We start from the raw sequence: 26,368 nt of genomic DNA, 5'->3' as shown, positions 1-26,368 counted from the left end.
TGAATGGGCCTTTCGCCAGGCGAGGGACAAGGCGGCGGCCGGTCGACGGCGGTGCCGGTCGACGGCCGCGGCATTGCGGCCGGCACCTGCTGTCGATGCGGCGCACATCGCGAAGTGGTGCCGTCCTACCGTGCCTGCGAGACATCTGCGCGATACCTGCGGAGGTCCGGTCCGGGCGGCAGCAACCCTCCGCCGCGGTGCTCGACGCCCGGACGGCGAGACGCCCGACATCCTGGTGTATGCCGACTACGTCTGGCCCGCCGCGGCCTACGGCATCGCCGTGAACTCCGGGTTGGAGGACGCGTACCGTGACCTCGCGGTGCCGGGTCAGGTCGCTGTGCCGAACTACGCGCTGCCGGCCAGCACCTTCGTCACCAGTGGCACGGCCACGATCCCGATCCGCAGTACCGGCGACGCCACCAGGACCGTCTGGCTGGCCCCGTCGGGCACGACCAGCTTCGCCGCCGGTCCGACGATGGCCAGGGCGGGCGGCACCGCGACGTCCATCGCCGCGCCGACGTCGTCCGGGGAATACCGGCTCTACGTAGTGGATGCCCAGGGGAACCGCTCGGCCGAGTCGAAGTGGATCGTGCGGCAGCAGGGCGGCAGCAGTGGTGGCCAGCAGAACGTCATGATCGCAGGGGGCGCGTCCGGCCGGTGCATCGACATCGGTGGCACCAGCCCGGCCAACGGTGCCCAGGCCCAGCTGTGGGACTGCAATGGTGGCAGCAATCAGCGGTTCACCAACACCTCGGGCAAGCAGCTGCAGGTGTTCGGCACCAAGTGCCTCGACGCCAGCAACCGGGGGACGACCAACGGCACCGCCGTGGTCATCTGGGACTGCAACGGTCAGAGCAATCAGCAATGGAACCTCAACGCCAACGGCACCATCACCGGAGTGCAGTCCGGGCTCTGCCTGTACGCCAACGGGGCCGGCACCGTCAATGGCACAAGGCTCATCCTCTGGTCGTGCAACGGCGGCGCCAACCAGCAGTGGAGCTTGCGCAACTGACCCGACCGGTCCGCCGTGCCGTGCCACCCCGGGCGTGCGCGGCGGGCCACCCGGGCGGGCGTCACGGGCTTCGCCGAAAGTTACATCCGTGGCCACGGCGTCATGAGCGCGGTAGGTGCACGGCTCATGCGCCGGACGAGTGACGATCCTGGTCGATGCGATGCCCGGGCTCGACGCCTGGCGTCCGCGCGGGCCGGCGCGGCACAAAACAAGGCTTTCATCGACAATCCTGCATCTCTTGACAGCACACATCATACGACTTATGTTTCGGCCGAGTTCGATGCGGCGCCGGCGCGGCCCGACCCCGCCCAGTGGCGCCCCCCGGCCGCACCTGCACAGGCAGCGCCATGCCGCCAACCGAAGGAGACATCGTTGTGAGCACTCGCCAGAGACGACGCTTCGTGCCGCGCTGGCTCGCGGCGCTCGGCGCCGTGGCCGTCGTGGCCTCCGGGATCGTCGCCGTGACGACGATGACCATGCCGGCCGCGTCCGCGGCCACGACGGCCGGCTGCGGCAAGACCCCAACGCTGCGCAGCGGCACCCAGACCATCCAGAGCAGCGGCCAGAGCCGCAGCTTCATCCTGCGTATCCCGGACGGGTACAGCAACACCCGCCCGTACCAGCTGATCTTCGGCTACCACTGGCGCGGCGGCACCATGAACGACGTCGCCTCCGGCGGCACCAGCGGCACCTCGTGGGCGTACTACGGGATGCAGCAGCAGTCCAGCAACAGCGCGATCCTCGTCGCGCCCCAGGGCATCGGCAACGGCTGGGCCAACTCCAACGGCCAGGACATCACGTTCACCGACGACATGGTCCGGTTGATCGAGAACGACCTCTGCGTCGACACCACCCAGCTGTTCGCCATGGGGTTCAGCTACGGCGGCGGGATGAGCTACGCCGTCGCCTGCGGCCGGGCCACCGTCTTCCGGGCGGTCGTGGTCTACTCCGGCGCGCAGCTGTCCGGGTGCAGCGGCGGCACCCAGCCGATCGGATACTTCGGCATCCACGGCATCTCCGACAACGTCCTGAACATCTCCTCCGGGCGCGCACTGCGCGACACGTTCCTGCGCAACAACGGCTGTGCCGCCCAGAACGCTCCGGAGCCGGCGGCCGGCAGCGGCCGGCACATCACGACCACCTACTCCTGCCGCGCCGGGTACCCCGTGCGGTGGGCCGCCTTCGACGGCGGTCACGGCCCCGGCCCCGTCGACGGATGCTCCGGCTGTGAAGACGGCACCAGGACGTGGACCAAGGCGGAGGCCTGGCAGTTCATCTCCTCCTTCGCCGGCGGCACGCCGCCGAGCTCTCAGCCGCCGAGCAGCCCGCCCGGCAGTCAGCCGCCGGGACAGTCGAACGTCACGGTCGTCGGCACCGGATCCGGCCGCTGCGTCGACGTACCCGGCAGCAGCACGACGAACGGCACCCAGGTGCAGCTGTGGGACTGCCACGGCGGCACCAACCAGCGCTTCACCTACACCGCCAACCGGCAGCTGACGGTATACGGCAACAAGTGCCTGGACGCCAACGGCCAGGGCACCGCCAACGGCACCACCGTCGTCATCTGGGACTGCAACGGCCAGCCCAACCAACAGTGGAACCTCGCGGCCAACGGCGCCATCACCGGCGCGCAGTCCGGGCTGTGCCTGGACGTGAGCGCCGCCGGCACCGCCAACGGCACGAAGATCCAGCTGTGGGCCTGCCACGGCGGCACCAACCAGCAGTGGAGCCTGCGCGGCTGACCGGTCACCGGTGGCGCCGGCCCGATCGAGCCGGCGCCACCCCTGCGAAAGTCGGTGAGGAACTCGCATGGAAACGAGGAGCGGCCGAACGGTCCGATGGAGGCGTTCCGGGCGCGGGGCGGCGGCGATCGCGATGGTGGCCCTGGTCGCGGCGGCCGTGCTGGTGGGCCTCGGCGCCCCGGCCCGGGCAGCGACCGCGATCACGATCAACGGCTCGTCGGGCGGACGAGCCCTCGACGGCATCGGCGCGGTCAGTGGGGGAGGAGGCAACAGCCGGCTGCTGATCGACTACCCGGAGCCGCAGCGCAGCGACATCCTGAACTACCTCTTCAAGCCAGGCTACGGCGCGGCGATGCAGATCCTGAAGGTCGAGATCGGCGGCGACACCAACTCGACCTCAGGCGCGGAGCCCAGCCACGAACACACCCGCGGGGCCGTGAGCTGCAACCGGGGGTACGAGTGGTGGCTGATGGAGCAGGCCAAGGCCCGCAACCCCAACATCAGCCTGGTCGGGCTGGCATGGGGTGCCCCCGGCTGGATCGGCAACGGCAACTTCTGGTCCAACGACTCGATCGACTACCTGCTGGCGTGGCTGGACTGCGCCGGCACGCACGGGCTGACGATCAACTACCTCGGCGGCTGGAACGAGAAGGGCTACAACGTCGCCTGGTACAAGAACCTTCGCGCAGCACTGAACTCGCACGGCTACAGCGGCGTGAAGATCGTCGCGTCGGACGACTTCGGGTGGTCGGCCGCCGATGACGCATTGCGCGACAGTGCGTTCGCCAGCGCCGTGTCCGCGTTCGGCAGTCACTACGTGTGCGGGTACCGCAGCGCCCAGAGCAGCTGCCCCAGCTCCAACAACGCGCTGGCCACCGGCAAGGCGCTGTGGGCCAGCGAGAACGGCTCCGACGACTACAACGCCGGCGCGCAGGCGCTCGCCCGCGGCATCAACCGCGGCTACGTCGACGGACGGATGACGGCCTACATCAACTGGCCGGCCATCGCCGCCATCACGCCGAACATCCCCTGGGCGACCACGGGTGTGGCGGTGGCGTCACAGCCGTGGTCGGGCGCCTACGCGATCGGCAAGAACGCGTGGGTGATGGCACAGACCACCCAGTTCACCGCTCCGGGCTGGCGCTACCTCGACAGCTCCAGCGGCTACATCGGCGGCAACCGCAACAACGGCAGCTACGTGTCACTGCGTTCACCCGCCAACGGTGACTACAGCACCATCATCGAGACGATGGACGCCGGTGCGGCGCAGACACTCAACTTCACCGTCACCGGCGGGCTGTCCGCCGGCACGGTGCGGGTATGGTCCACCAACGTCCGATCCAACAGCGGCGCCGAGCACTTCGTGCGCGGCGCCGACATCACACCCTCCGGTGGGGCCTTCTCCCTCACCGTCCAGCCCGGCTACGTGTACAGCATCACCACCACGGCCGGGCAGGGTAAGGGCACGGCGCTCAGCCCGGCACAGGGCAATCTGAAGCTGCCGTACAGCGACACCTTCGACAGCTACGCAGTCGGCCGCGAAGCCACATACCTGATGGACCAGCAGGGCTCGTTCGAGGTCGCAGCCTGCGGGGGCGGCCGCACCGGGCGTTGTGTGCGGCAGATGTCGGACCAGACGCCGATCTACTGGACGTCCGGTCACGCCGAACCGTTCACGCTGCTGGGCGACCTGACCTGGCGCAACTACACCGTCTCGTCGGACGTCATGCTCGAGAAGTCCGGCCACGCGCAGCTCATCGGCCGCGGCAACACGTACGACCACCAAGGCCCGCAGAACCTGAACGGCTACTACTTCCGGGTCACCGACACCGGCGCCTGGTCCATCCGCAGCAACGACACCGGCGGCAACTGGCGGACCCTGGCCAGCGGGACCACGGCGGCGCTGGGCGTCGGGCGCTGGCACATGCTGTCGCTGACAATCAACGGCAGCACGCTGACCGCGTCCGTCGACGGCGCCGCCGTCGGTTCCGTGTCGGACTCCACCTGGGTCGCCGGCCAGATCGGGTACGGCACCGGTCAGGGTGTCACAGCGCAGTTCGACAACCTCACGGTCACCCCGGCCGGCACCTCTGGCGGTTCGACCGGCGAGGTGCGCGGCGCCGGCTCCAACCGGTGCCTGGACGTCAACGGCGCCAGCCAGACTGACGGCGCGGTCGTGCAGATCTGGGACTGCAACGGTGGCGCGAACCAGCAGTGGACGCTCACCGCGAACAACCAGCTCACCGTCTACGGCAACAAGTGCCTCGATGTGGCCGGCACGACGCAGGGGTCCAGGGCACGGATCTGGACCTGCAACGGCGGCACCGGCCAGCAGTGGCGCGTCAACGCAGACGGCTCCATCGTCGCCGCCGGCTCCGGGCTGTGCCTGGACGTCAACGGCGCCGGCACGACCAACGGCACCGCAGTCCAGATCTGGACCTGCAACGGGGGCAGTAACCAAACCTGGATCCGGGCCTGACAGCCTGACCACCGGCCGGCGGCGCAACGGTCCGGCCGTCCACATCGGACGGCCGGATGAGCGATCACACCACCGAGCGGACGTCGTCTCTTCGAAGGAGGGCCACATGCAACACACCCCACCGGCCGCCGCACGACGCTGGAACCGATACTGATGGGCCCGCGCCACGACGCCATGCCGCCCATGGCCAAGACGCCGAACGGCCCCGCCGGACATCCCGCCGCCCGCCGGGCCGCCCCCGAAACGGCCGCTGCGACGCCTCCCCGCAGCCGCCCCACGATCCTGGTGCTCGTCGTCATGCTCCTGCTCGCCGGCGTCGTCGCGGTGCCGCTGAGCCGTGCCGCCCTGGCCGCCGACGCGCCCCAGCAGATCATTGGCTCAGGCTCCGGCCGATGCGTCGACGTGCCGAACGCCAGCACCACCAACGGCACCCAGGTCCAGCTGTGGGACTGTGGCAGCGCCGTCGGCCAGTCGTGGACGTACACCGCGGCCAAGCAGCTGACCGTGTACGGCAACAAATGTCTCGACGCCAGCGGCCGGGGGACCGCCAACAACACTCCGGTGATCATCTGGGACTGCAACGGGCAGACGAACCAGCAGTGGACCGTCAACGCCAACGGGTCGATCACCGGCGTGCAGTCGGGCCTCTGCCTGGATGCCACCGGCCGTGGCACGGCGAACGGAACGAAGATCATCCTGTATGCCTGCGGCGGCCAGAACAACCAGCAGTGGACCCTCACCGCACCGCCCTCGGGGACCACCGGTGGACCGTGTGACATCTACGCCACGGGTGGCACGCCGTGCGTCGCCGCGCACAGCACCGTGCGAGCCCTCTACGGCGCGTACAGCGGCAATCTGTACCAGGTGCGGCGCTCCTCGGACAGCACCACCCGAAACATCGGCGTGGTGGCCGCCGGCGGCACTGCGAACGCGTCTGCTCAGGACTCCTTCTGCGCCGGTACGACATGCGTGATCACGGTGCTGTACGACCAGTCCGGGCGCGGCAACGACCTGTGGTATCAGGGATCGAGCGTCGTGCCCGGCTCGCCGCAGAGCAGCCCGGCGAAGGCGACCACCGAGTCGCTGACCGTCGGCGGCGGCAAGGCGTATTCGCTGTACATCAACCCCGGTAACAGCTACTGGCGTGACGGTCACCTGACCGGCGTGCCGACCGGCAGCGCGCCCGAGGGCATGTACATGGTGACCAGCGGCACCCACGTCAACAGCGGCTGCTGCTTCGACTACGGCAACAGCGAGACGACCCGCAAAGCGGACGCGGCCGGTGCCATGGACGCGATCTACTTCGGCACGAGCTGCTGGTTCGGTGGCTGCTCCGGCTCCGGCCCGTGGGTGCAGGCGGACCTGGAATGGGGCCTGTTCCCGGGTGGCAGCAGCTCGTGGAACCCCAACCAGCGGGCCTTCACCAGCAAGTTCGTCACGGCGACGCTGAAGAACAACGGCACGTCCCGGTTGGCCATCAAGGGCAGCAATGCCCAGGCCGGTAATCTGTTCACCCTGTACGACGGCGCGTTGCCCAACGGCTACAGTCCGATGAAGAAGCAGGGCGCGATCGTGCTCGGCAGCGGCGGCGACTGCTGCAAGCCCGACGGCGGCGCCAACCAGAGCGCCGGCACGTTCTACGAAGGCGCGATGGTGGCGGGCTATCCGTCCGACGCGACGGAGAACGCGGTCCAGGCGAACGTCGTCGCAGCCGGCTATCGCTGACCGCAGAGGGTGAACCCCGTCGCGTGTCGCGGCGGGGCTCACCCTCTCGCCGGTGCCTCGATCAGGCCCGTGGCTCGGAGGGCGGCCCAGAGCACGTCCGGGACGGCGGTCTCGGCGCGCTGCAGGGTCTGCAGGACCTCGGTCTGGTTGCGCATGCCGACCACCGTCGCCACGACGGCCGGGTGTGCGCGGACGAAGGCGAGTGCCGCAGCGGGCAGCGTGACGCCGTGCGCCTCGCAGATCTCGGCGATGCGGTGCGCGCGGTCGATCAACTCGGCGGGTGCCTGCCGGTAGTTGTAGGTGGCGTCCGCCGGCGGGCGGTCCGTGGCGAGCAGGCCGGAGTTGTAGACGCCCGCGATCACGACACCGACCCCGCTGTGCTGCGCGGCGGGCAGCAGGTCGTGCAGCGCACCCTGTTCGAGCAGTGTGTACCTGCCGGCGCACATCACCAGGTCGATGTCGGCCTCCTGGACGAACCGGGTGAGCATCGCCGACTGGTTCATTCCCACCCCGACGGCTCCGATGACGCCCTGGTCGCGCAGCTCGGTCAGCGCGGGCACCGCCTCGGCGGCGGCCTGCCGCCAGTGCCCGTCCGGGTCGTGCAGGTAGACGATGTCGATGCGATCGAGGCCCGTGCGGGTGAGGCTCGCCTCCAGCGAGCGGAGAACGCCGTCGCGGCTGAAGTCCCACTGCCGTCGGTGCGTCGCGGCGACGTCGAAGCCTTCCGGGTCGCGCAGGTGCGCCGTCTGCGGCGACGGAACGAGCATCCGTCCTACCTTCGTGGAGATCACGAAGTCGTCGCGCGGCCTCGCGCGCAGCGCGGTACCGAGTCGCCGCTCGGACAGCCCCAGCCCGTAGTGCGGAGCGGTGTCGAAGTACCGGATGCCGGTGTCCCAGGCGGCGTCGACCGCCGCGGCGAAGGTCTCGTCCGTGGTCGCGTGGTACAGGTTGCCGCCCTGTGCGGCGCCCAGACCCAACGCGGTGAGGCCGATCGTCGGCCTGCGCGGAAGCGCCCGGCGCGTCACGACGGCCTCAGGCGGTAGATCCTACGGGCGGTGTCACCCCAGATCATCGCCTGTTCCGCCGCATCCAGCGGATGCAGCAGCTGTGCGAGTGTCTCGATCCAGCCTTGGTATGACGTGGCGAGCAGGCAGACCGGCCAGTCTGAGCCGAACATGAGCCGCGACGGGCCGAAGGTGTCCAGTGCGTGCTCGACGGCGGGCCGCAGTTCCTGCGGTGTCCACGAGGCCCAGTCGGCCTCGGTCACCAGGCCGGACAGTTTCGCGGTCGTGTTCGGCAGCTGGGCGAAGGTGCGCAGGTCCCGGGCCCAGCCGCCGTGCCTCGAGCAGGGCAGCGCGGGTTTACCGATATGGTCCAGGACGAACGCCACGCCGGGCAGGTCACGGGCGAGCCGAGCGGCCGCGGGTAGCTGGTGGCGGCGGATCACCAGGTCGAATGCGAGGCCGGCCTCGCCGGCCGCCGCGACGCCGCGGCGCAGGTCCGGCCTGTCCAGAAAGCCGGGGTCGGACTCCTCCTGCACGAGGTGGCGGACACCGACGAGCCGGTCCCCTCCCTTACCGGCCCGCAGCCGGGCGATACGGTCGGCGACGTTGGGTGCCATGAGGTCGACCCAGCCGACGACGCCACCGATGAGGTCGGCCTTTTGCGCCTGGCGCAGCAGGTCCGTGGTCTCCGCCTGCGAGGAGATGCTCTGCACGACGACGGTCTGGGTGACGCCGGACGCGGCGGCCTGCAGGGTCAGGTCCGCGACGGTGAAGTCGGCGTTGATCGCCTTCATCGTCGTGCCGTTGATCCATGGCTGCGGGTGGCGGGCGCGGACCCACAGGTGGTGGTGGGCGTCGATGATCTGCCGCGGTGCTCGCGCTGCGCTGTGGTTCATCGGCCGAGCCAGCCACCGTCGACGGGGAGCGTGATGCCGTTGACGTAGTCCGACGCCGGCGCGGACAGGAACACCGCAGCCCCGCCGATGTCCTCGGACCTGCCCCAGCGGCCGGCCGGGATCCGTTCCAGGATGGACCGGTGGCGCAGCGGGTCGTCGCGCAGTGCCTGCGTGTTGTCCGTGGCGATGTAGCCCGGCGCGATGGCGTTGACGTTGACGCCATGTCCGGCCCATTCGTTGGCCAGCGCCTTGGTCAGTCCGGCCACGCCGGACTTCGCGGCCGTGTAGCCGGGGACGTTGATGCCGCCCTGGAAGCTCAGCAGCGAGGCCGTGAAGATGATCTTTCCTCGGCCGCGCCGGACCATCTCCCGGCCGATCTCGCGGCTGAGCAGGAACTGGCTGGTGAGGTTCACCTGGATGACGTGGTCCCAGAGCCCGTCGGAGTGCTCGGCGGCCGGGGCGCGCGCGATGGTGCCGGCGTTGTTGACCAGGATGTCGATCGGCCCGAGCGTGTTGAGGTCCGCGGCGAGCCGGTGGACCGCCGTGCGGTCGGCGAGGTCGGCCGTCAGGGCGGTGAAGGCGCGCCCGGCCTGCCGGACCCGCCGTTCGACGTCGCTGCCGGAGGGCTCCAGCTGCGCGGAGACACCGATGATGTCCGCGCCGGCCAGGGCGAGAGCCTCGGCGATGGCGAGGCCGATCCCGCGCCTGGCGCCGGTCACGACGGCGGTGTGCCCCGAGAGGTCGAACATCGGGTTCACCGTGGCTGCTCCTGCCAGTCGATAAGGACCTTCATGACGCCACCGCCGGACTCCAGCGCGGTGAACGCGTCGCCGACGGTGTCCACCGGCCCGATCCGGGAGATCAGCCGCTGCACGGCGACCTCGCCCGTGGCGATGAGCCGGATCGCCTCGGTCATGTCGTCGCGTTGATACAGGCGGGCGCCGAACAGTTCGAGCTCGCGCCAGAAGAACCGGTGCAGGTTGACCGGGCGCAGCTGCGGATGGATGGCCACCATGACGAGGCGGCCCCGGGTGGTCAGCACGTCGACGGCGGTGGTGACTCCGGCGGCCGAGCCGGAGACCTCGAAGGCGATGTCGGCGCCCGCGTTCATGGTGCGGTCGTTCACCGTCGCCACGACGTCGGTCGCCGCCGGGTCCAACGCCTCGACACCGAGTTCGCCGGCGACGCGGCGGCGGAATCCGTCCGGTTCGACCACAACGACCCGTGCGCCGCGGTGCTGCGCGACGGCGGCGATCAGCAGGCCGACCGGTCCGCCGCCGACCACGACGACGTGGTCGTCGGTGCCCACGTTCGCGCGGCGCACGTCGTGGACGGCGACCGCCGTCGGCTCGATGAGGGCCGCGTGCTCCAACGGCAGCTCCTCCGGCAGCGGGAGCACCAGATCCGCGGGGACGTTCCACAGCGACTGCATCGCACCGGGGGAGTCGATGCCGAGGAACTGCATGCCGTGGCAGATGTGGGAGTGCCCTCGCCGGCATGCGGCGCACCGGCCGCATGACCTCGTCGGCATGACGGTCACCGGCTGGCCGACGGTCCAGCCGGTGACGCCCGGGCCGAGCTTGGCGATCCGCCCCGACATCTCGTGGCCGATCACCGCCTCGGTGCCGACCCGGGCGTCCATGTCACCGTGGTAGATGTGCAGGTCGGTCCCGCAGATGCCGGTGTAGGCGATCGCGATGCTCAGCTCGCCGTGGCCGGGCTCCTCTTCGGGGCGTTCTTCGATGTCGAGCGTGCGCGCCCTGCGATAGACGACGGCTTTCATCGGTCTCCATACGGTGCGGTGGACAGCCGGGCTCGTGGACCGCGAAAACGTAACTCGTATGACGTATTCAGTCAACACGGATCGCGGCGACGGTCGCCCCTCGCAGAAGGGGTCAGCCGACCAGGGCGGGCCGCACCCGGAACGAGTTCTCGGCCCAGAACGCTGGGGTGCCGTTGGCCTGATCGACCCAGAGTTGGTCGCCCCGGCGGGGCCGTACCACCCGGGATAGATCTGCGCCTCGAGCAGGGTGATGCCCGCCGCCGCGCCGGCGCGCGGGCAGAACGGTGTCCTGCACGGCGTCGTCGGCGTCCGAGTGACCGTCCAGCGCGCGGCGCACGATGCTGTATGCCAGCGGCAGGCCGGCCGCGACGAGGTCGTCCAGGGCCCGTGGGTCTCCGGCCTGTGCCGCGAGCACGAGGTCAGATTCGTTCCGGTTGGCAGTTCGCATCGTCACATCGCAGTCACAGAACCAGTTTTCCGGCCGCAGGTGACGGCTGGCGGCTGTCCTTTCCAGGCACTGCCCAAGGGCTCGGGGTCCGCGTGGCCGTTGACTTTCACCGATGATCGACCGTCTCGTCAAGCGGCAGCCCGGATTTGGTCAGGGCGGCCATTTGCACCGTCCGCAGATAACAGAAATTCGCCGATCAACGATGACGCCGCGGACCGGCCGTGCTGTCGGCGTCGCGAACGCCGTGGCGCTGGGCGCCCGTTGCCGATCGGGGCCGGCGCTCCGTGCACGGCGACGCCAGGTCACCGGCGGCACCGACCTCCGCCGGTGGCGCGGCCCCGGACCCGTCGAAGGTCATCCACGGCATTGTCGTGACAGCGGCATCGGCTGCGACGGGCTTCCGCCTGGCGTCGATCATCGTGACGCTCCTTGACGCCGGGGGTGGTATTTCGGTCACGCTACAAACATATGACGTATGTCGTCAATCATGTAACGTGCCTCGATGTATCGATGACCGCCGGGTCGTGGCCGCCGTCCGTCCGGCGTGGCGGCATCGATGCATGGCAACCGGCGCGGCGGCGCGCGCCCATCTGACCCGCACTTGTCAGGAGGGTTCCTATGTACCGAACACCACCCCGATACCGACGAGGCGCGGCGGCGGTGATGCTCGCGCTGGCCGCTGGAAGTTTCACGGCCGTCGCCGCCACACCCACGCCGGCCTCCGCGGCCATCAATGCCGCAGACTTTCAGCAAGTGACCCTCGCCAAGGGGCTCTCCGAGGTCGGCGAGCCGCTGACGATCTCGGTCCTGCCCGACCGCTCGGTCCTGCACACCGCCCGCAACGGCACGCTGCGTCGTACCGACGCCAACGGCACCACGAGCGTGATCGCCAACATCCCCGTCTACACCCACGACGAGGAAGGCCTGCAGGGCGTCGCGGCAGACCCGAACTTCGCCAGCAACCGCTACATCTACCTGTACCACGCGCCGCCACTGAGCACGCCCTCGGGTGATGCGCCGGCCACCGGCACGGACGCGACGTGGGCGACATGGGCCGGGGTCAACCGCTTGTCCCGGTTCACGTTGAACTCCGATTTCACGGTCAACATGAGCAGCCAGGTCAACGTCCTGGACGTGCCCGCCAACCGGGGCATCTGCTGCCACGTCGGCGGCGACATCGATTTCGACGCGGCCGGCAACCTGTACCTGTCGACCGGTGACGACTCCAACCCGTTCGACTCCGCGGGCTACTCGCCGCTGGATGAGCGGACGAACCGCAACCCGGCGTACGACGCGCAGCGGTCTGCGGGCAACACCAACGACCTGCGGGGCAAGATCCTGCGGATCAAGGTCAACGTCAACGGCACGTACAGCGTCCCGTCGGGCAACCTGTTCGCGCCGGGCACCGCCAACACCCGGCCCGAGATCTACGCGATGGGCTTCCGCAACCCGTTCCGGATGAGCGTCGACAAGGCCACCGGCATCGTCTACGTGGGCGACTACGGCCCCGACGCCGGCACCACCAGCGCCAACCGCGGCCCGTCCGGGCAGGTCGAGTTCAACCGGATCACGTCGCCCGGCAACTACGGCTGGCCGTACTGCACCGGCAGCAACAGCACCAGCGAGACCTACAACGAGTGGAACTTCGCCACCAACAGCACCGGCGCCAAGTTCAACTGCTCGGGTGGGCCGACGAACAACTCGTTCCGCAACACCGGCCAGCAGACCCTACCGCCGGCCCGTGCGGCGTGGATCCGGTACGCGGGCGACGCGGGCAGCCCGTCGGAGTTCGGCAGCGGCTCCGAGTCGCCGATGGCCGGTCCGGTGTACCGCTACGACGCGAACAACCCATCGGCGACGAAGTTCCCGCAGTCGCTGGATGGCAAGTTCTTCGCCGGCGAGTTCGGCCGCGGCTGGATCAAGCCGATCGTCGTCAACAGCGACGGCACCCGGGGCGCGATCGACACGTTCCCGTGGGTCGGCAAGCAGGTCATGGACATGCAGTTCGGTCCCGACGGCGCACTGTACGTCCTGGACTACGGCGCGGGCTTCGGCAACGGCGACGCGAACTCGGCGCTGTACCGCTTCGACTACGTCGGCAGCGGCAACAACCGGGCACCGACCGCGGTCGCCGGTGCCAGCACGACATCCGGCGCCGCGCCGCTGACGGTGAACTTCTCCTCCGCGGGCAGCAGCGACCCGGAGGGCGGCACGCTGAGCTACTCGTGGGCGTTCGGCGACGGCACCACCTCGACCGCGGCGAACCCGACGAAGACCTACACCACCAACGGCACCTACAGCGCCACGCTGACGGTGCGCGACCCGCAGGGCGCCACCGGATCGGCCGGCGTGCAGATCAGCGTCGGCAACACCGCACCCACCGTCGTGGTCAACACGCCGTCGGCCGGACAGCTGGTCTCCTTCGGCGACAGCGTGCCGTGGAGCGTGACGGTCACCGACCCCGAGGACGGGGCGATCGACTGCTCGAAGGTCACCATGACCTACGTGCTCGGTCACGACCAGCACGCGCACCAGATCACCTCGCAGACCGGCTGCTCCGGCACGATCAACATCCCGGTCGACGGTGAGCACGACGACGCGGCGAACATCTTCCCGGTCTTCGACGCGCAATACACCGACAACGGCGGGCTGACCGTCCACGCGCAGAACATCCTCCAGCCGCGGCACCGCCAGGCGGAGCACTACAAGAGCTCCTCCGGCGTCAGCCAGTACTCCAAGACGACGGCCGAGGGTGGCAAGACCGTCGGCGACATCCACAACGGCGACTGGATCTCCTTCGACCCGTACAAGCTGAACAACGCCACCTCGGTCCAGGTCCGCGCGTCCTCCGCGGGCGCCGGTGGCACCGTGCAGGTCCGCACGGGCTCGCCGACCGGCACCGTCATCGGCTCCGCGACAATCCCGGTAACGGGCTCGTGGGAGACGTTCACGACCGTCACGGCGGCGATCTCCGGCGCACCTACCGGGACCACGTCGCTCTACCTGACGTTCGCCGGCAGCGGCACCGGGCTGTTGTTCGACGTGGACAGCTTCACCTTCGGCACCGGCACCGCGCCGTCCGGCGTCGGCCCGGTCAAGGGCCTGGCCGGCAAGTGCCTCGACGTGCGCGGCGGCGCTTCGACGGACGGTACGCAGATCCAGCTCTCCACCTGCTCGGGCAGTGCCGGGCAGACATGGACGCGCAACGGCCAGACACTGCGGGCGTTCGGCAAGTGCCTTGACGTCAACGGCGGCTCAGCCGCGGACGGCGCGAAGGTGCAGTTGTGGACGTGCAACGGCGGCGGCAACCAGAACTGGGCGGCGCAGTCGGACGGCACGCTGCGCAACGCGCAGTCGGGCAAGTGCCTGGACGTGTCGGGCAACAACTCCGCCGACGGCACGGTCGTGCACCTGTGGACCTGCATCTCCGGCGCTGCGAACCAGAAATGGACCCTGCCCTGACCTGACGATCCCGGGCCGCCCGTGGATGCGGGCGGCCCAGCCCCAACTTCCGAAACCGGAGGAACCATGCGCAGACTTCTCGCCGGTGCGGGCGCCGTCCTGGCCCTCGCCGCCGGCTCCCTCGCCACTTCGCAGCCGGCATCGGCCGCCGACGTGCCGTACGACGTCCTCGTCTTCTCCAAGACCGCCGGCTTCCGGCACGACTCGATCCCGGCCGGGATCCAGGCGATCCGGGACCTGGGCGCGGCGAACAACTTCACCGTCACCGCGACCGAGGACGCCGCCGCGTTCACCGCCACGAACCTCGCCCAGTACGAGACCGTGGTCTTCCTCAGCACCACCGGCGACGTGCTCAACACCACGCAGCAGACCGCGTTCGAGTCCTACATCCGCGCCGGCGGCGGCTACGTCGGCGTGCACTCCGCCGCCGACACCGAGTACGACTGGTCTTTCTACGGCACGCTGGTCGGCGCGTACTTCGCATCGCACCCGGCGATCCAGCAGGCGAACGTCAAGGTCGAGAACCGGGCCCACCCGGCCACGGCGCACCTTCCGCAGACCTGGACCCGAACAGACGAGCTGTACAACTACCGGACGAACCCGCGCGCAGGGGCCCGGGTGCTCGCCACGCTGGACGAGTCGTCGTATTCCGGCGGCTCGATGGGCGCCGACCACCCGATCACCTGGTGCAAGACGATCGACAGCGGCCGGTCGTTCTACACGGGCCTCGGGCACAGCCAGGCGTCCTACGCGGAGTCGGCATTGCGCGCCCAGCTGCTCGGCGGCATCCGGTACGCGGCCAAGCGGGCCCAGGCCGACTGCCGGCCCGAGAGCGGGTACACGACGCTGTACAACGGCTCGACCACCGGCTGGGCGCAGGCGGGCCCCGGCGGATTCACCAACAGCGATGCCACTCTCACCTCCACGGGCGGGCTCGGCCTGCTCTGGTACAACGCCCGGCAGTACGCCTCCTACTCGCTGAAGGCGGACTGGCGGCTCACCGGCGACAGCAACTCCGGGGTTCAGGTGGGATTCCCCAACCCGGGCAACGACCCGAACGTCGCGATGAACCAGGGTTATGAGATCCAGATCGACGCCACGGACTCCGCGGACCGCACCACCGGCGCGATCTACGGGGTCAAGTCCGCCGACATCGCCGCCCGGGACGCGGCGCTGAACCCCGCGGGGGAGTGGAACACCTTCGAGGTGCTCGTGGAGGGGCAGCGGATCAGGGTGTACCTCAACGGCAGTCTGATCAACGACTTCACCAACACCGATCCGAACCGTAACCTCGACGGGTACATCGGCGTCCAGAACCACGGCACCGGTGACGTGGCCGCCTTCCGCAACATCCGGATCAAGGAGCTCGGCACCCAGCCGTCCGGCGTCGGCCCGGTCAAGGGCCTGGCCGGCAAGTGCCTCGACGTGCGTGGCGGGAGCTCGGCCGACGGCACGCAGATCCAGCTGTACACGTGCCAGGGCAACGCGGCGCAGACATGGACGCGCTCCGGTCAGACGCTCAAGGCCCTCGGCAAGTGCCTGGACGTCAACGGCGGCAGCACGGCGAACGGCGCGAAGGTGCAGTTGTGGACGTGCAACGGCGGCGGCAACCAGAACTGGGCGGCGCAGTCGGACGGCACCCTGCGCAACGCGCAGTCGGGCAAGTGCCTGGACGTGTCGGGCAACAGCTCCGCCGACGGCACGGTCGTGCACCTGTGGACCTGCATCTCCGGTGCGGCGAACCAGAAATGGACCCTGCCCTGACCTGACCCGTCCCACACCGAGGGGGCGGCCGGATGACCGGCCGCCCCCTCTAGCATTCATGAGACGTCATACCTATTATGTTTCGCACACCCCTGAAGGAGCTTCCTCATGCCGCTGAGACCAGCCCACCCATCACCACGGCCGCCAGGCAGGACCGCCGCGCTCGCCAGAACCGCCGCCGCCGTCCTCATCGCCGGCGGCGTGGCGGTCCTGCCGCCGCCCGCCGCAGCCGCCGTCATGCAGACGCTGTACGCCGCGCCCACCGGCTCCGGCACCGCCTGCACCGCAGCCCAGCCGTGCTCGCTGTCGCAGGCGCAGACGGCCGTCAGGGCGAGCGCAGCGAACATGACCGGCGACATCGTCGTGCAGCTCGCCGGCGGCACGTACACCCTCAGCGCGCCGCTCACCTTCACCGCCGCCGATTCCGGCACCAACGGCAATACCGTCGTCTGGCAGGCCGCCGCCGGGACCCGCCCGATCATCTCCGGCGCGCAGAAGATCACCGGATGGACCGTGTCGGACTCCGCCCAGAACATCTGGCGGGCCGACGTCGGCACCGGTTTCGACACCCGCCAGCTCTACGTCGACGGCCGCATCGCCACCAGGGCCCGCACCCAGGTCAACCGCGCGGACTTCACCGCCTCGGCGACCGGGCTCAGCTTCACCAACGGGGCGCTGTCCTACCTCAACAACCTCGCCAACAAGAGCCGGGTCGAGGTGGAGTCGGTCAACTCGTTCACCGACCGGTACGTGCCGGTACAGGCGATCAGCAACAACACGCTCACCATGCAGCAGCCCGCGTGGAACAACAACGCCTGGGGCTACGACACGCTCACCAGGCCGTTCCGCAGCGGGCCGATGTATCTGGTGAACGCCCGTGAGTTCCTGGACGCCGGGGGAGAGTGGTACCTGGACACCGCGGCCGGCGCGCTGTACTACAAGCCGCTGTCCGGACAGAACATGGCCACCGTCGATGTCCAACTGCCGCGGCTGGAATCGCTGCTGCGCGTCGGTGGCACCTACGCGGCGCCGGCCCACCACCTGACATTCTCCGGCCTGCAGTTCTCCGGCACCAGCTGGCTGCAGCCCAGCAGCAACCAGGGATACGCCGACCAGCAGACCGGCGCGTACATGTACGGCACCTGGAACCGCCCGGCCGACGCGCTCACCTCGTGCCAGTCCGGCTGCCAGCTCTTCGAGGCGACCCGCCCCGCCTGGCGGCAGATGCCGGCCGCGGTGCAGGTGTCCGCGGCCAACACCGTGTCCTTCACGGGCAACCGGTTCACCAACCTCGGCCAGGTCGGTCTCGGCATCGGCAACGACGCCAACGCGCACGGCACCGGTGTCGGGCTCGGCGCCCGCGACATCGCGGTGACCGGCAACGTGTTCGAGTACACGTCGGCCGGAGCCGTCATCGCCGGCGGTGTCCAGGCCGACGCGCACCACCCCGGCGACAGCCGGATGACCAACAGCAACATCACCGTCAGCAACAACGTCGTCCACGACGTCGCCACCGAGTACCGCAGCCACGTCGGGTTGCTCATGACCTACACGGCCGGCTCGACGATGGCGCACAACGAGCTGTACAACCTGCCCTATTCCGGGATCGCCCTGGGCTACGGGTGGGGTGCCAACGACGCGGGCGGCAGCCAGGACTACACCGACCGGGGGCTGTACAACTACCAGCCCCGGTACACCACGGCCACCATCGCGGCGAACAACCGGGTCACGGCGAACTTCGTGCACGACGTGGTCCAGCAGATGACGGACGCCGGCGCGTTCTACCACCTCTCGGCGAGCCCCGGCACGACCGTCAACGAGAACTACTTCCGCAACAGCAACGGCTGGCTCGGCCTGTACTTCGACGAGGGTTCGCGCTACGTCTCCGCAGCGAACAACGTCTTCGACAACACCGGAACCTGGGCGTACACCCAGGAGTGGGCGAACAACAACACCGGCAACCTGACCCTGACCAACAACTGGACCACGAACAACGGCAGCAACGTCAAGACCGGCACCCGGGGCAACACCAACAGCGGCACGGTCGTGGTGAGCGGCGGCAACTGGCCGACCGGCGCCCGGACGGTCATGGCCGCGGCCGGCGTCCAGGGCACCCAACAGCCGGCGGACACATTCGCGCTGCGCGGCCAGGCGTCCGCCCGGTGCCTGGACATTGCCGGGGCCTCGCAGAGCAACGGCGCCCTCGCGCAGATCTGGGACTGTCACGGCGGCACCAACCAGCGGCTCACGCTGACGGCCACCGGTGAGCTGCGCCTGTACAACGGCAGCAAGTGTCTCGACGTGCTCGGCCGCGGCACCGCCAACGGCACCGCGGTGGACATCTGGGACTGCAACGGCCAGACCAATCAGCAGTTCCGGCTCAACAGCAACGGCAGCGTCACGGCGGTCGGGGCGAACAAGTGCCTGGACGTCAGCGCCTTCGGCACCGCCAACGGCACGAAGGTCCAGATCTGGGACTGCCTCGGCGCCACCAACCAGCAGTGGAGCAAGGTCACGTCGTAGCCGTCGGCCCACGGTCGCGGGCCGGGTGACTCACCGTTGCAGCCGCAGCGCGTCGCCCGGCCCACCACGGCGGGCCAGCCAGGCATCGGTGATGTGCGCGAACATCGCCTCCGCGGCGCCGGCCGGGTCGTGCGCGGCGATGCGTTCGTACACGCGCCGATGACCCAGGTTCGACGCCACGCACAAGGCCCGTTCGGTGCGCCCCACGTACCGCGCGGTGTGGATGACCTGGCTCTGCAGTGCCTTCACCACTCCGCGGGCGATGCGGTTGCCGGATGCGTGCATGACGATGTCGTGGAAGGTGCGATCGTGCTCCTCGTACGTGACACGGTCGCCGACGAGCTCGTCCATGCGGTCCACAAGGGCCCGGAGCTGGTCGACCGTGTCCTGACCGGCGCGCCGGGTGGCTTCACCGGCCATGTCGGACTCCAGCAGCCGCCGGGTGACGACGACATCGTCCAGGACGTTGAGCGTGTCGTCCTCGGCGATGCTCGCGGCGAGCACGAGCTCGTCGAGCATGTTCCAGGTGCCCGGCGGTGTGACGATGGTGCCGCTGCCCTGGCGGACCTGCACCAGCCCCTTTTCCTGCAACAGCTTCACCGCCTCCCGGACCACGGTGCGGCTCACCGAGAACGTCTCGCACAGCGCGGGCTCCGGCGGCAGCGGCGTGCCCGGCAGGTGCAGTCCGCGCACGATCCGGCCCACCAGCTCGGCGGTGATGGCCCTGGCGAGGTTCGCCGGCCGCCGTGTCCAGGCCGGTGATGGTGCGGCCATCTGCGATCCCGTCATAGTGCCTCCCGTGCTCCGTGGCGTGCACTGCGACGCGACGCCACTCGAGTATATGGAACTCATGACGTCAGACGTAATACGAATATGTTACGGCGCTTGCAGACGTCATACGTATGCCCTATATTTTGGGCCCAACGCATCGGTGGGTCTCACAGTCTTCGACACAAGGGACGCGAATATGGTTGGAAAGGCACAGCACGGACAGGCCCGGCGATGGGCCGGTGTGGCGGCACTGGCTCTCACCCTCACCGTTTCGGCCTGCGGGAGCGACAGCGGCACAACCTCCGGTTCCTACGGGTTTCCGCAGGCGGCTCAGGACGACAAGGCGAAGATCACCGTATGGGTAGACGCCGACCGGTCCTCGGCAGTCGACGCGTTCAAGAAGGCCAACCCCGACGTGCAACTGGAGGCCGTCACCTACGACGGGTCGGCGAACGGATCGAACTCGTTCCGCACCAAGATGCAGCTGTTCGACCGCGCCGGCAGCGGCTGGCCCGACGTGGTCTTCTCCACGCAGAACAACGACGCGGCCTGGGCCAGCCAGCAGAGCAACGGCAAGCAGGCCTTCGCCGCCGTCCTCAACCAGGGTCTCGTCGCCAAAGAGACAATGGACCGGTTCACCGCCGGCGCGCTCAACCCGTGCACCGTCGAAGGCAAGGTGTACTGCCTGCGCAACGACCTCGCCCAGGTGGTGCTCTGGCACAACAAGGCACTGCTGGACCAGTTCGGCTACACCCTGCCGACCACCTGGGAGGACTACCAGGTCCTCGGCGAGAAGGTGGCCCGCGAGCACCCCGGCTACATCGTGGGCGCCGCCGGCGACGCGTTCACCCCGGAGATCTTCCTCTGGAGCAGCAAGTGCCAGGCCAACGGCATCACCGGACCGAAGACGGTGACCGTCAACACCGGCACCACGGAATGCAAGCGTGCCGCCGCGATGCTGGACACCCTGATCAAGAACGGCACGGTGCCCACCGTCAGCGTCTTCTCTCCCGAGTTCGTGAAGAACTACGCGAACAAGGTGCTGCTGATGCCGGGCCCGGCCTGGTACGCCGGCGCCATCTTCAACAACCCGCAGTCGCTCAACGTCCCGAAGGGGCAGCTCGGCGTGGCCGCGCCGCTGGCGTGGAAGGGTGAGGAGGCGGCGACCGGCAACGTCGGCGGCGCCACCTGGTTCATCAGCAGCCACTCCAAGAACCTCAAGACTGCGCAGAAGTTCGTCGAGTTCGTCACCACCGCCGACGACTACCAGGTGAACGTCGCACCGGGGTATCCCGCGTACGCGCCCGCCGCCGACAAATGGATCAAGAAGCAGGAGTCGAGCGGCTACTACGCCACCGACCTGCAGGCGATGGTCAAGGCCGGGTCGCAGATCTGGAGCGGGTGGGGCTCGGGCATCTTCAGCCAGGAGGCCATCTGGGCCAAGACCGTCACCCCCGCGATCGTCAGCGGCAAGAGCCTGGTCGGTCTGCTCCCTGAGTGGCAGACCGCCATCAAGAACCAGGCCCAGGTCGACGGATACACCGTCACATGACAATGGCATACGAGGCCGCCCGCCGACCGGGCGGGCGGCCCCGCCCGACGCAGCACCGCAGCGCGGTCAGCTACGCCTTCGTCGCGCCCTACGCCGTGCTCGCGATCGCCTTCGGCATACTGCCGGCCGCCTACGCCCTCTATCTCGCGTTCACCAACGGCGACGGCACCTTCGCCGGCATCACCAACTTCACCAAGGTCGTCGGCGACTTCCGGTTCCTGCCCGCCGTCGGGCACGTCGCCTGGTACCTGGCGATCTGGCTGATCTCGCTGGTGGTCCTGGTGACGTTCCTGGCGATCGTGGTGCACGCCGTCGGTGCCCGCTGGCTGAGCCGCACCCTCCGGCTGGTGTTCTACCTGCCGGGCGCGGTCGCCGGCGCCTCCAGCGTGCTGCTGTGGCTGTTCGTGCTCGACCCGACCGCCAGCCCGGTTTCAGGGCTGCTGCGGCTGTTCGGGTTCGACAGCTTCAACCAGGTCATCGCACCCGGACACCTGCCACTCATCTTCGCCGTCATCGCGTTCTGGACCGGCGCGGGCGGCTGGATCGTCATCATGTACGGCGCGCTCAACAACATCAGCTCCGAGGTGATCGAGGCGGCGCGCATCGACGGCGCCGGGCCGGTGCAGATCGCCTGGCGCATCCAGCTGCCGCTGCTGCGCAAATGGATCTCGTACATGGGCATCATGTCGCTCGCCGCCGGCACGCAGCTGTTCGTCGAGCCGCAACTGCTGTCGCAGGCCAGCAACGCGATCGTGCCCAACGACTACTCGCTCAACCAGCTCGCGTACCTGTACGCGTTCCAGCAGAACGACTTCAACGCCTCCGCCGCCATCTCGCTGCTGCTGCTCGTCATCGCCCTCGCGTTGTCGGCCGTCTTCGTGACGCGCGGTGGCCTGTTCGAAAGGGGCTGAGCCAATGGCGACAGTGCTCATCCGGCGACCGCGTCAGGTGCCGGCCGGACCTGCCACGGGTCACCGCTCCGGTGCCGGCGGCGGCGCGGGCCGCGCGCTCGTCGCGGTCGTGCTCACCGTCTTCGTGCTGTTCTTCGTCATCCCGATCGTCTGGCTGCTGCTGGCCACGACGAAGTCGGCGCACGAGCTCCTCGTCGGCAGCCCGTTCCTGCCCGGCACCCCGGCCGACCTGGCCGGCAACTGGCGTCAACTGTTCGACTTCCAGGACGGTGCGGTGACCGCGTGGGTCGGCAACTCCGCACTGTACGCGGTGGGCGCCCTGGTGATCACGCTCATCGCGAGCATCCCTGCCGGCTACGCCATGGCGATGACCGACTTCCGGTTCCGCCGCTCGCTGCTGGTGCTGACGCTGATCGTCATGCTCATCCCGAACACCGCGCTCGTGCTGCCGATCTTCCTCGAACTCAACGTGGTCGGGTTGATCGGCAGCCCGCTGTCGGTGATCCTGCCCATGTCGTTCTTCCCGTTCGGGGTGTACCTCACCTACATCTACTTCTCCACCAGCGTCCCGCGGGACCTGCTCGCCGCGGCGCGCATCGACGGATGCTCGGAACTCGAGGTCTTCACCAAGGTCGCGCTGCCGCTGGCGACCCCGATCGTCGCTCTGGTCGCCTTCTTCAGCTTCGTGCAGAGCTGGAACAACTTCTTCCTGCCCTTCGTGATGCTGCCGTCCAGCGACGGCTACCCGGTCCAGGTCGGCCTGACGTCGCTGCTCGCCTCAACGCCGGCGTTCAACCCCAGTTCCGCCGGTGCCCAGTCGGTGCAGCTGCCGACGCTCGCCCTGGCGACCGTCGTGTCCGTGCTGCCGGTGCTGATCGTCTTCGTGTTCGCCCAGCGGTTCCTGGTCGCGGGCATGACGGCGGGAGGCACCAAAGAGTGAAACCGAACTATGCCGCGAAGGAGCACGTGTGAAAGTCACCGGATACCGCAGCCTGACGACGAAACATGACTGGGGGCGGCTGATCGGCGACGCCAATGGGGTGATGTCGGAGCCGCGTACCGACGTGCACGTGCTGATCCTGGAGACCGACACGGGGCTGGAGGGCATCGGGCTCGGCCAGCACGGGGACATCGACCGGGTCTTCGGCGCCGTCGAGGGCGAGGACCCGCGGGCCGTTTCGGCCCTGTACGACCGGATGCTGAACTGGGTGTTCAAGACCGGGCACGCGGGCGCCACGTTCGGTGCCATCGGCGCGATCGACATGGCGCTGTGGGATCTCAAGGCGAAGGCCGCCGGTGAGCCTCTGTGGCGCACGTTGGGCGCGTTGGACCGGTTCGTGCCCGGCTACGCCTCCGGGCTGGACATCGCCCTGGACGACGACGCCCTGGTCCGCCTGTACGAGAAGTTCGCCGACCGGGGGTTCAGCGCCGCCAAACTCAAGGGCGGCCACGACGTCCAGCGGGACCTGCGCAGGCTCGAAGCGCTGCACGAGGTGCTGCGACGCAACTCGGCGCAGCCGGCCCTCATGTTCGACGCCAACGAATCATGGAATCGCACACAGGCGGTACGGTTCGTGACGGCGCTGGAACGTGGCGTCGACCTCACCTGGATCGAGGAGCCAGTGCGCCGCTGGGACGCCGCAGGGCTCGCCGCGGTCCGCCGCGGCATCCGGGCCGCCGTGGCCACGGGGGAGAACCTCACGGGCCTGGAGCAGTACCGGCCGCTGCTGGACGCCGACGCCGTCGACATCGTCCAGGTCGGCAACGTCTGGGGCATCACCCACTTCCTGCGGGTGGCCGCGCTCGCGCACGGACACGACCTGCCGGTCAGTGCGGTGGCATACCACGCCAACCCGTCGGCGCACGCCGCCGCGGCCGTTCCCAATCATCTTGCCTTCGAGGTGCAGGACGTCTCCTCACCGATCGGCCTCACCGTCGACCAGCAGTACGAGGACGGCGGCATCGTGCTCGGCGACGAGCCCGGCCTGGGCATCCGCGTCGACGAGGCGCGCATCGTCGCCCTGCAGGTCGCGAGCCCGCCGGTCGCGGTCGCCGGACCGCACGTCCGGCCGTCCCGCGCCGGGTTGAGGATCATCCCTGAGGTCCGCGGCGAGGAGCGTCGGCCCGTGCCGGCGGCCGATCGGGTGGGCCGGTGAGCGCGCAGCGGCGGGTCGAGCGGCACGCGTTCATTGTCGGCGTCCGCCCAGAGCGGCGGGAGGAGTACCTGCGACTGCACCGCAACGTGTGGCAGCAGGTCGAGCAGACGCTGCGTGACGCGCACATCACCAACTACTCGATCTTCATCGTCGGTGATGTGCTGTTCGCCTACTACGAGTACGTCGGCGACGATCACGCCGCTGACCTGGGCCGCGTCGCGGAGGACCCGGTGAGCCGTGAGTGGTGGACGTACACTGACCCGTGCCAGACCCGCATCGTCGAGGAGCGGACTCCCGGTGCGCTGTGGCAGCCGCTCGAGGAGGTCTGGCATCTGCCGTGAGGGGCCAGGCGTGTCGGGCATGCCGAAGCGGCGAGCGGGACGTCACATGCGCCCGCGTCGCTCGGTAGACTCTGGCCGACCCGCAGCACCTGGCCGCGGCGGGTCGGCGGAGGGCACATGACGGCATCACAGCATTCGACCGTAAATGGGTCACCACCTCCTGGGTGGGTTCGAGGACCCGCCAGCCTTGCGAAGGCGCTCACCGCCGAGCTGGTGGAGCGCATCGTCGGCGGGACCTACGAGCCGGGCAGCGCACTGCCTCCGGAGCCCGTGCTGTGCGAGACGTATTCCGTCAGCCGGACCGTGGTGCGCGAGAGCGTGAAGATCCTGCAGGAGAAGGGGCTGGTCCAGGTCCGGCAGGGCAGCGGCACGGTCGTCAACCCGCCGGCGATGTGGGACCTGCTGGACGAGCTGGTGCTCGCCGCCGCGATCGCCGTGGACGAAGACCTGACGGTCCTCGACGACGTGGTGGTGACCCGCCGGCTCCTGGAGTCCGACATGGCGAACGTGGCCGCTCGGCTCGCCGACGAGCAGGCGTTGCAGCGGATGCTCGCTTTCGTGGAGCTCATGGACGAAACCGTGGGTAACGCCGACACCTTCCACGAGCACGACGCCGCCTTCCACGATGTCGTCATGCAGGCGTCCGGCAACCGGATCGGCCGGGCCGTGGTGCGGTCGCTGCAGCACCAGGTCGCCAACATCGACCGTTACGTCGGCAGGACGGACCGCGCGCTGCGGGAGGAGGCCAACCGCGGCCACCGACGCATCTATGAACGCATCGCCGCGCAGGATGCAGCGGGCGCGGCGGAGGCGATGTTCGCGCACATCACGGACGCGTGGCTGGTTCGGCGCGGCGACAGCGCGGATCCTGACCGGCTGCACCGGTAGCGGCACCTCACCGGCGGCTGTTGCCGCACCGGACTCCTCCGGCCTGGCCTCGGGCACCGGGCCGCGGGTGAGGGTGGCGTGTCGCATGGCACGCCGGTATGTCGGCTGCGTGGTGCAGCCCGCGCCGGCGCAGTGCCTGATCATCCTCAACGCTCTTCCGCAAGACGTTCTGCCAACCGGCCCGCGCGGTCGTCGCGATGATGCGGCGGCAATGGGCGGACGGTTGCTCTGGAGTGGCGTGCCACGGGTTTCCAATCTCCGTGAAAGGCAGGACCAAGTCAAGGGATCGCCGCTCTTCCGTATCCCTATTTTTGCCCCTTGGGGTATGGCGACTCGCTCGTCTCTCCGCGGATAACAATAAGTACGTGAGCATCTGGCCCAGCGCGTACTGCAAATTCTTTCAAGGAAACTGTTATGACCGCCAGGGACGCCGAGTCGTCGCGAAAATTTCGGACCGCAATCCGGTGAACTTTCGGGCAAGCCATTGTCATGCCGTGCCCACCTGCGCAGATGAGGGTTGTCCACCGCATCGGCCCGGTCCGGACTGAATTCTGGCGTTGTCTCTCTTGAATGTTCCGGGGTGCTCTGGCATCCTCGCGGTCCACAGCGTGAGCGGTCGTTCTACGCTCGCCGATCGCCGGCCTGACCCGGCGCGTAAAGATCGCCACCCGGCCGATTCTGTGAACGCTCACGCGACACTGCTGTTTCCTGAAGCAGGGAGGCGCGGTCGTCGCCGCCGTCGCCACGTACGAGCCGGACACGGGCGGCGTACGGGCCGAACTGCCGCCGGTGTCCTGGACGATGCTCCGTCTCGACGCGGCGGTGTGACGGCGGGAGGTGCCGCCGTCACACCCCCCAGCGGGGGGAAGCCGGGGGGGAGGCGGGGTTGGGAGGGCGATAGAGGAGTAGAG

Annotated in this window: 19 protein-coding genes; 13 read left to right on the top strand and 6 right to left on the bottom strand. The window is 69.2% G+C overall.

All coding sequences use genetic code 11. The annotated features are described in order from the left end of the window. Positions 1–130 precede the first annotated feature (130 nt). The 4 genes from ABZS58_RS27270 to ABZS58_RS27255 all read left to right on the top strand — a co-directional run bounded on the left by ABZS58_RS27270 (position 131) and on the right by ABZS58_RS27255 (position 6,958). Positions 131–1,012 carry a ricin-type beta-trefoil lectin domain protein gene (locus ABZS58_RS27270; protein WP_354786047.1) on the top strand — a complete coding sequence of 294 codons (882 nt, stop codon included), beginning with the start codon at positions 131–133 and terminating at the stop codon, positions 1,010–1,012. A 470-nt stretch (positions 1,013–1,482) separates the two neighbouring features. Further along, complete coding sequence (locus ABZS58_RS27265) at positions 1,483–2,754, top strand: ricin-type beta-trefoil lectin domain protein (RefSeq protein ID WP_354786139.1); 1,272 nt, start codon at positions 1,483–1,485, stop codon at positions 2,752–2,754. 133 nt (positions 2,755–2,887) lie between these two features. Next, the gene (locus ABZS58_RS27260) at positions 2,888–5,233 is read left to right on the top strand and encodes a ricin-type beta-trefoil lectin domain protein (protein ID WP_354786046.1); all 2,346 of its coding nucleotides are present in this window, start codon (positions 2,888–2,890) and stop codon (positions 5,231–5,233) included. A 183-nt stretch (positions 5,234–5,416) separates the two neighbouring features. After that, on the top strand, positions 5,417–6,958 hold the full coding sequence (locus ABZS58_RS27255; RefSeq protein ID WP_354786045.1) for an arabinofuranosidase catalytic domain-containing protein: 1,542 nt from the start codon (positions 5,417–5,419) through the stop codon (positions 6,956–6,958). Positions 6,959–6,996: 38 nt separating this feature from the next. Here the strand turns inward: ABZS58_RS27255 and ABZS58_RS27250 are convergent, their stop codons facing one another. The 5 genes from ABZS58_RS27250 to ABZS58_RS27230 all read right to left on the bottom strand — a co-directional run bounded on the left by ABZS58_RS27250 (position 6,997) and on the right by ABZS58_RS27230 (position 11,089). Further along, positions 6,997–7,983 carry an aldo/keto reductase gene (locus tag ABZS58_RS27250; protein ID WP_354786044.1) on the bottom strand — a complete coding sequence of 329 codons (987 nt, stop codon included), beginning with the start codon at positions 7,981–7,983 and terminating at the stop codon, positions 6,997–6,999. Continuing rightward, the gene (locus tag ABZS58_RS27245) at positions 7,980–8,858 is read right to left on the bottom strand and encodes an amidohydrolase family protein (protein ID WP_354786043.1); all 879 of its coding nucleotides are present in this window, start codon (positions 8,856–8,858) and stop codon (positions 7,980–7,982) included. The genes ABZS58_RS27250 and ABZS58_RS27245 overlap by 4 nt, the downstream gene beginning before the upstream one ends. After that, positions 8,855–9,607 carry an SDR family NAD(P)-dependent oxidoreductase gene (locus ABZS58_RS27240; protein ID WP_354786042.1) on the bottom strand — a complete coding sequence of 251 codons (753 nt, stop codon included), beginning with the start codon at positions 9,605–9,607 and terminating at the stop codon, positions 8,855–8,857. The genes ABZS58_RS27245 and ABZS58_RS27240 overlap by 4 nt, the downstream gene beginning before the upstream one ends. Positions 9,608–9,612: 5 nt before the next feature. Beyond that, positions 9,613–10,641, bottom strand: coding sequence for an alcohol dehydrogenase catalytic domain-containing protein (locus ABZS58_RS27235; RefSeq protein WP_354786041.1), 1,029 nt, complete (start codon positions 10,639–10,641; stop codon positions 9,613–9,615). Between the two features lie 112 nt (positions 10,642–10,753). Further along, entirely contained in the window at positions 10,754–11,089 is a 336-nt protein-coding gene (locus tag ABZS58_RS27230; RefSeq protein ID WP_354786040.1) for a hypothetical protein, read from the bottom strand. Between the two features lie 663 nt (positions 11,090–11,752). Here ABZS58_RS27230 and ABZS58_RS27225 point away from each other — a divergent pair. The 3 genes from ABZS58_RS27225 to ABZS58_RS27215 all read left to right on the top strand — a co-directional run bounded on the left by ABZS58_RS27225 (position 11,753) and on the right by ABZS58_RS27215 (position 18,838). Beyond that, the gene (locus ABZS58_RS27225) at positions 11,753–14,551 is read left to right on the top strand and encodes a PQQ-dependent sugar dehydrogenase (protein ID WP_354786138.1); all 2,799 of its coding nucleotides are present in this window, start codon (positions 11,753–11,755) and stop codon (positions 14,549–14,551) included. Positions 14,552–14,617: 66 nt separating this feature from the next. After that, positions 14,618–16,315: a ThuA domain-containing protein gene (locus tag ABZS58_RS27220; protein WP_354786039.1), complete on the top strand. Its 1,698-nt coding sequence runs from the start codon at positions 14,618–14,620 to the stop codon at positions 16,313–16,315. Between the two features lie 108 nt (positions 16,316–16,423). Next, entirely contained in the window at positions 16,424–18,838 is a 2,415-nt protein-coding gene (locus tag ABZS58_RS27215) for a ricin-type beta-trefoil lectin domain protein (protein ID WP_354786038.1), read from the top strand. 30 nt (positions 18,839–18,868) lie between these two features. Here ABZS58_RS27215 and ABZS58_RS27210 read toward each other — a convergent pair whose 3' ends face one another. Continuing rightward, positions 18,869–19,627, bottom strand: a complete 759-nt coding sequence (locus tag ABZS58_RS27210; protein WP_354786037.1) for a FadR/GntR family transcriptional regulator — start codon at positions 19,625–19,627, stop codon at positions 18,869–18,871. 223 nt (positions 19,628–19,850) lie between these two features. Here ABZS58_RS27210 and ABZS58_RS27205 point away from each other — a divergent pair, with 223 nt between their 5' ends. From ABZS58_RS27205 to ABZS58_RS27180, 6 genes are all read left to right on the top strand, one after another. After that, complete coding sequence (locus tag ABZS58_RS27205) at positions 19,851–21,161, top strand: extracellular solute-binding protein (RefSeq protein WP_354786036.1); 1,311 nt, start codon at positions 19,851–19,853, stop codon at positions 21,159–21,161. Then, the gene (locus ABZS58_RS27200) at positions 21,158–22,072 is read left to right on the top strand and encodes a sugar ABC transporter permease (protein WP_354786035.1); all 915 of its coding nucleotides are present in this window, start codon (positions 21,158–21,160) and stop codon (positions 22,070–22,072) included. The genes ABZS58_RS27205 and ABZS58_RS27200 overlap by 4 nt, the downstream gene beginning before the upstream one ends. Positions 22,073–22,076: 4 nt before the next feature. Further along, a complete protein-coding gene (locus ABZS58_RS27195) occupies positions 22,077–23,012 on the top strand; it encodes a carbohydrate ABC transporter permease (protein ID WP_354786034.1) in 936 nt (311 codons plus the stop codon). A gap of 28 nt (positions 23,013–23,040) precedes the next feature. Then, complete coding sequence (locus ABZS58_RS27190) at positions 23,041–24,228, top strand: mandelate racemase/muconate lactonizing enzyme family protein (RefSeq protein ID WP_354786033.1); 1,188 nt, start codon at positions 23,041–23,043, stop codon at positions 24,226–24,228. Further along, positions 24,225–24,569 carry an L-rhamnose mutarotase gene (locus ABZS58_RS27185; protein WP_354786032.1) on the top strand — a complete coding sequence of 115 codons (345 nt, stop codon included), beginning with the start codon at positions 24,225–24,227 and terminating at the stop codon, positions 24,567–24,569. The genes ABZS58_RS27190 and ABZS58_RS27185 overlap by 4 nt, the downstream gene beginning before the upstream one ends. A gap of 117 nt (positions 24,570–24,686) precedes the next feature. After that, positions 24,687–25,457, top strand: coding sequence for an FCD domain-containing protein (locus ABZS58_RS27180; protein WP_354786031.1), 771 nt, complete (start codon positions 24,687–24,689; stop codon positions 25,455–25,457). The last annotated feature ends 911 nt before the right edge of the window (positions 25,458–26,368 follow it).

Origin of the sequence: Dactylosporangium sp. NPDC005555 (assembly GCF_040605635.1) — a bacterium.
Taxonomy (GTDB): Bacteria; Actinomycetota; Actinomycetes; order Mycobacteriales; family Micromonosporaceae; genus Dactylosporangium.
Note: the sequence above shows the minus strand (reverse complement) of the source record. Positions and strands in the feature narration are given on the sequence as shown.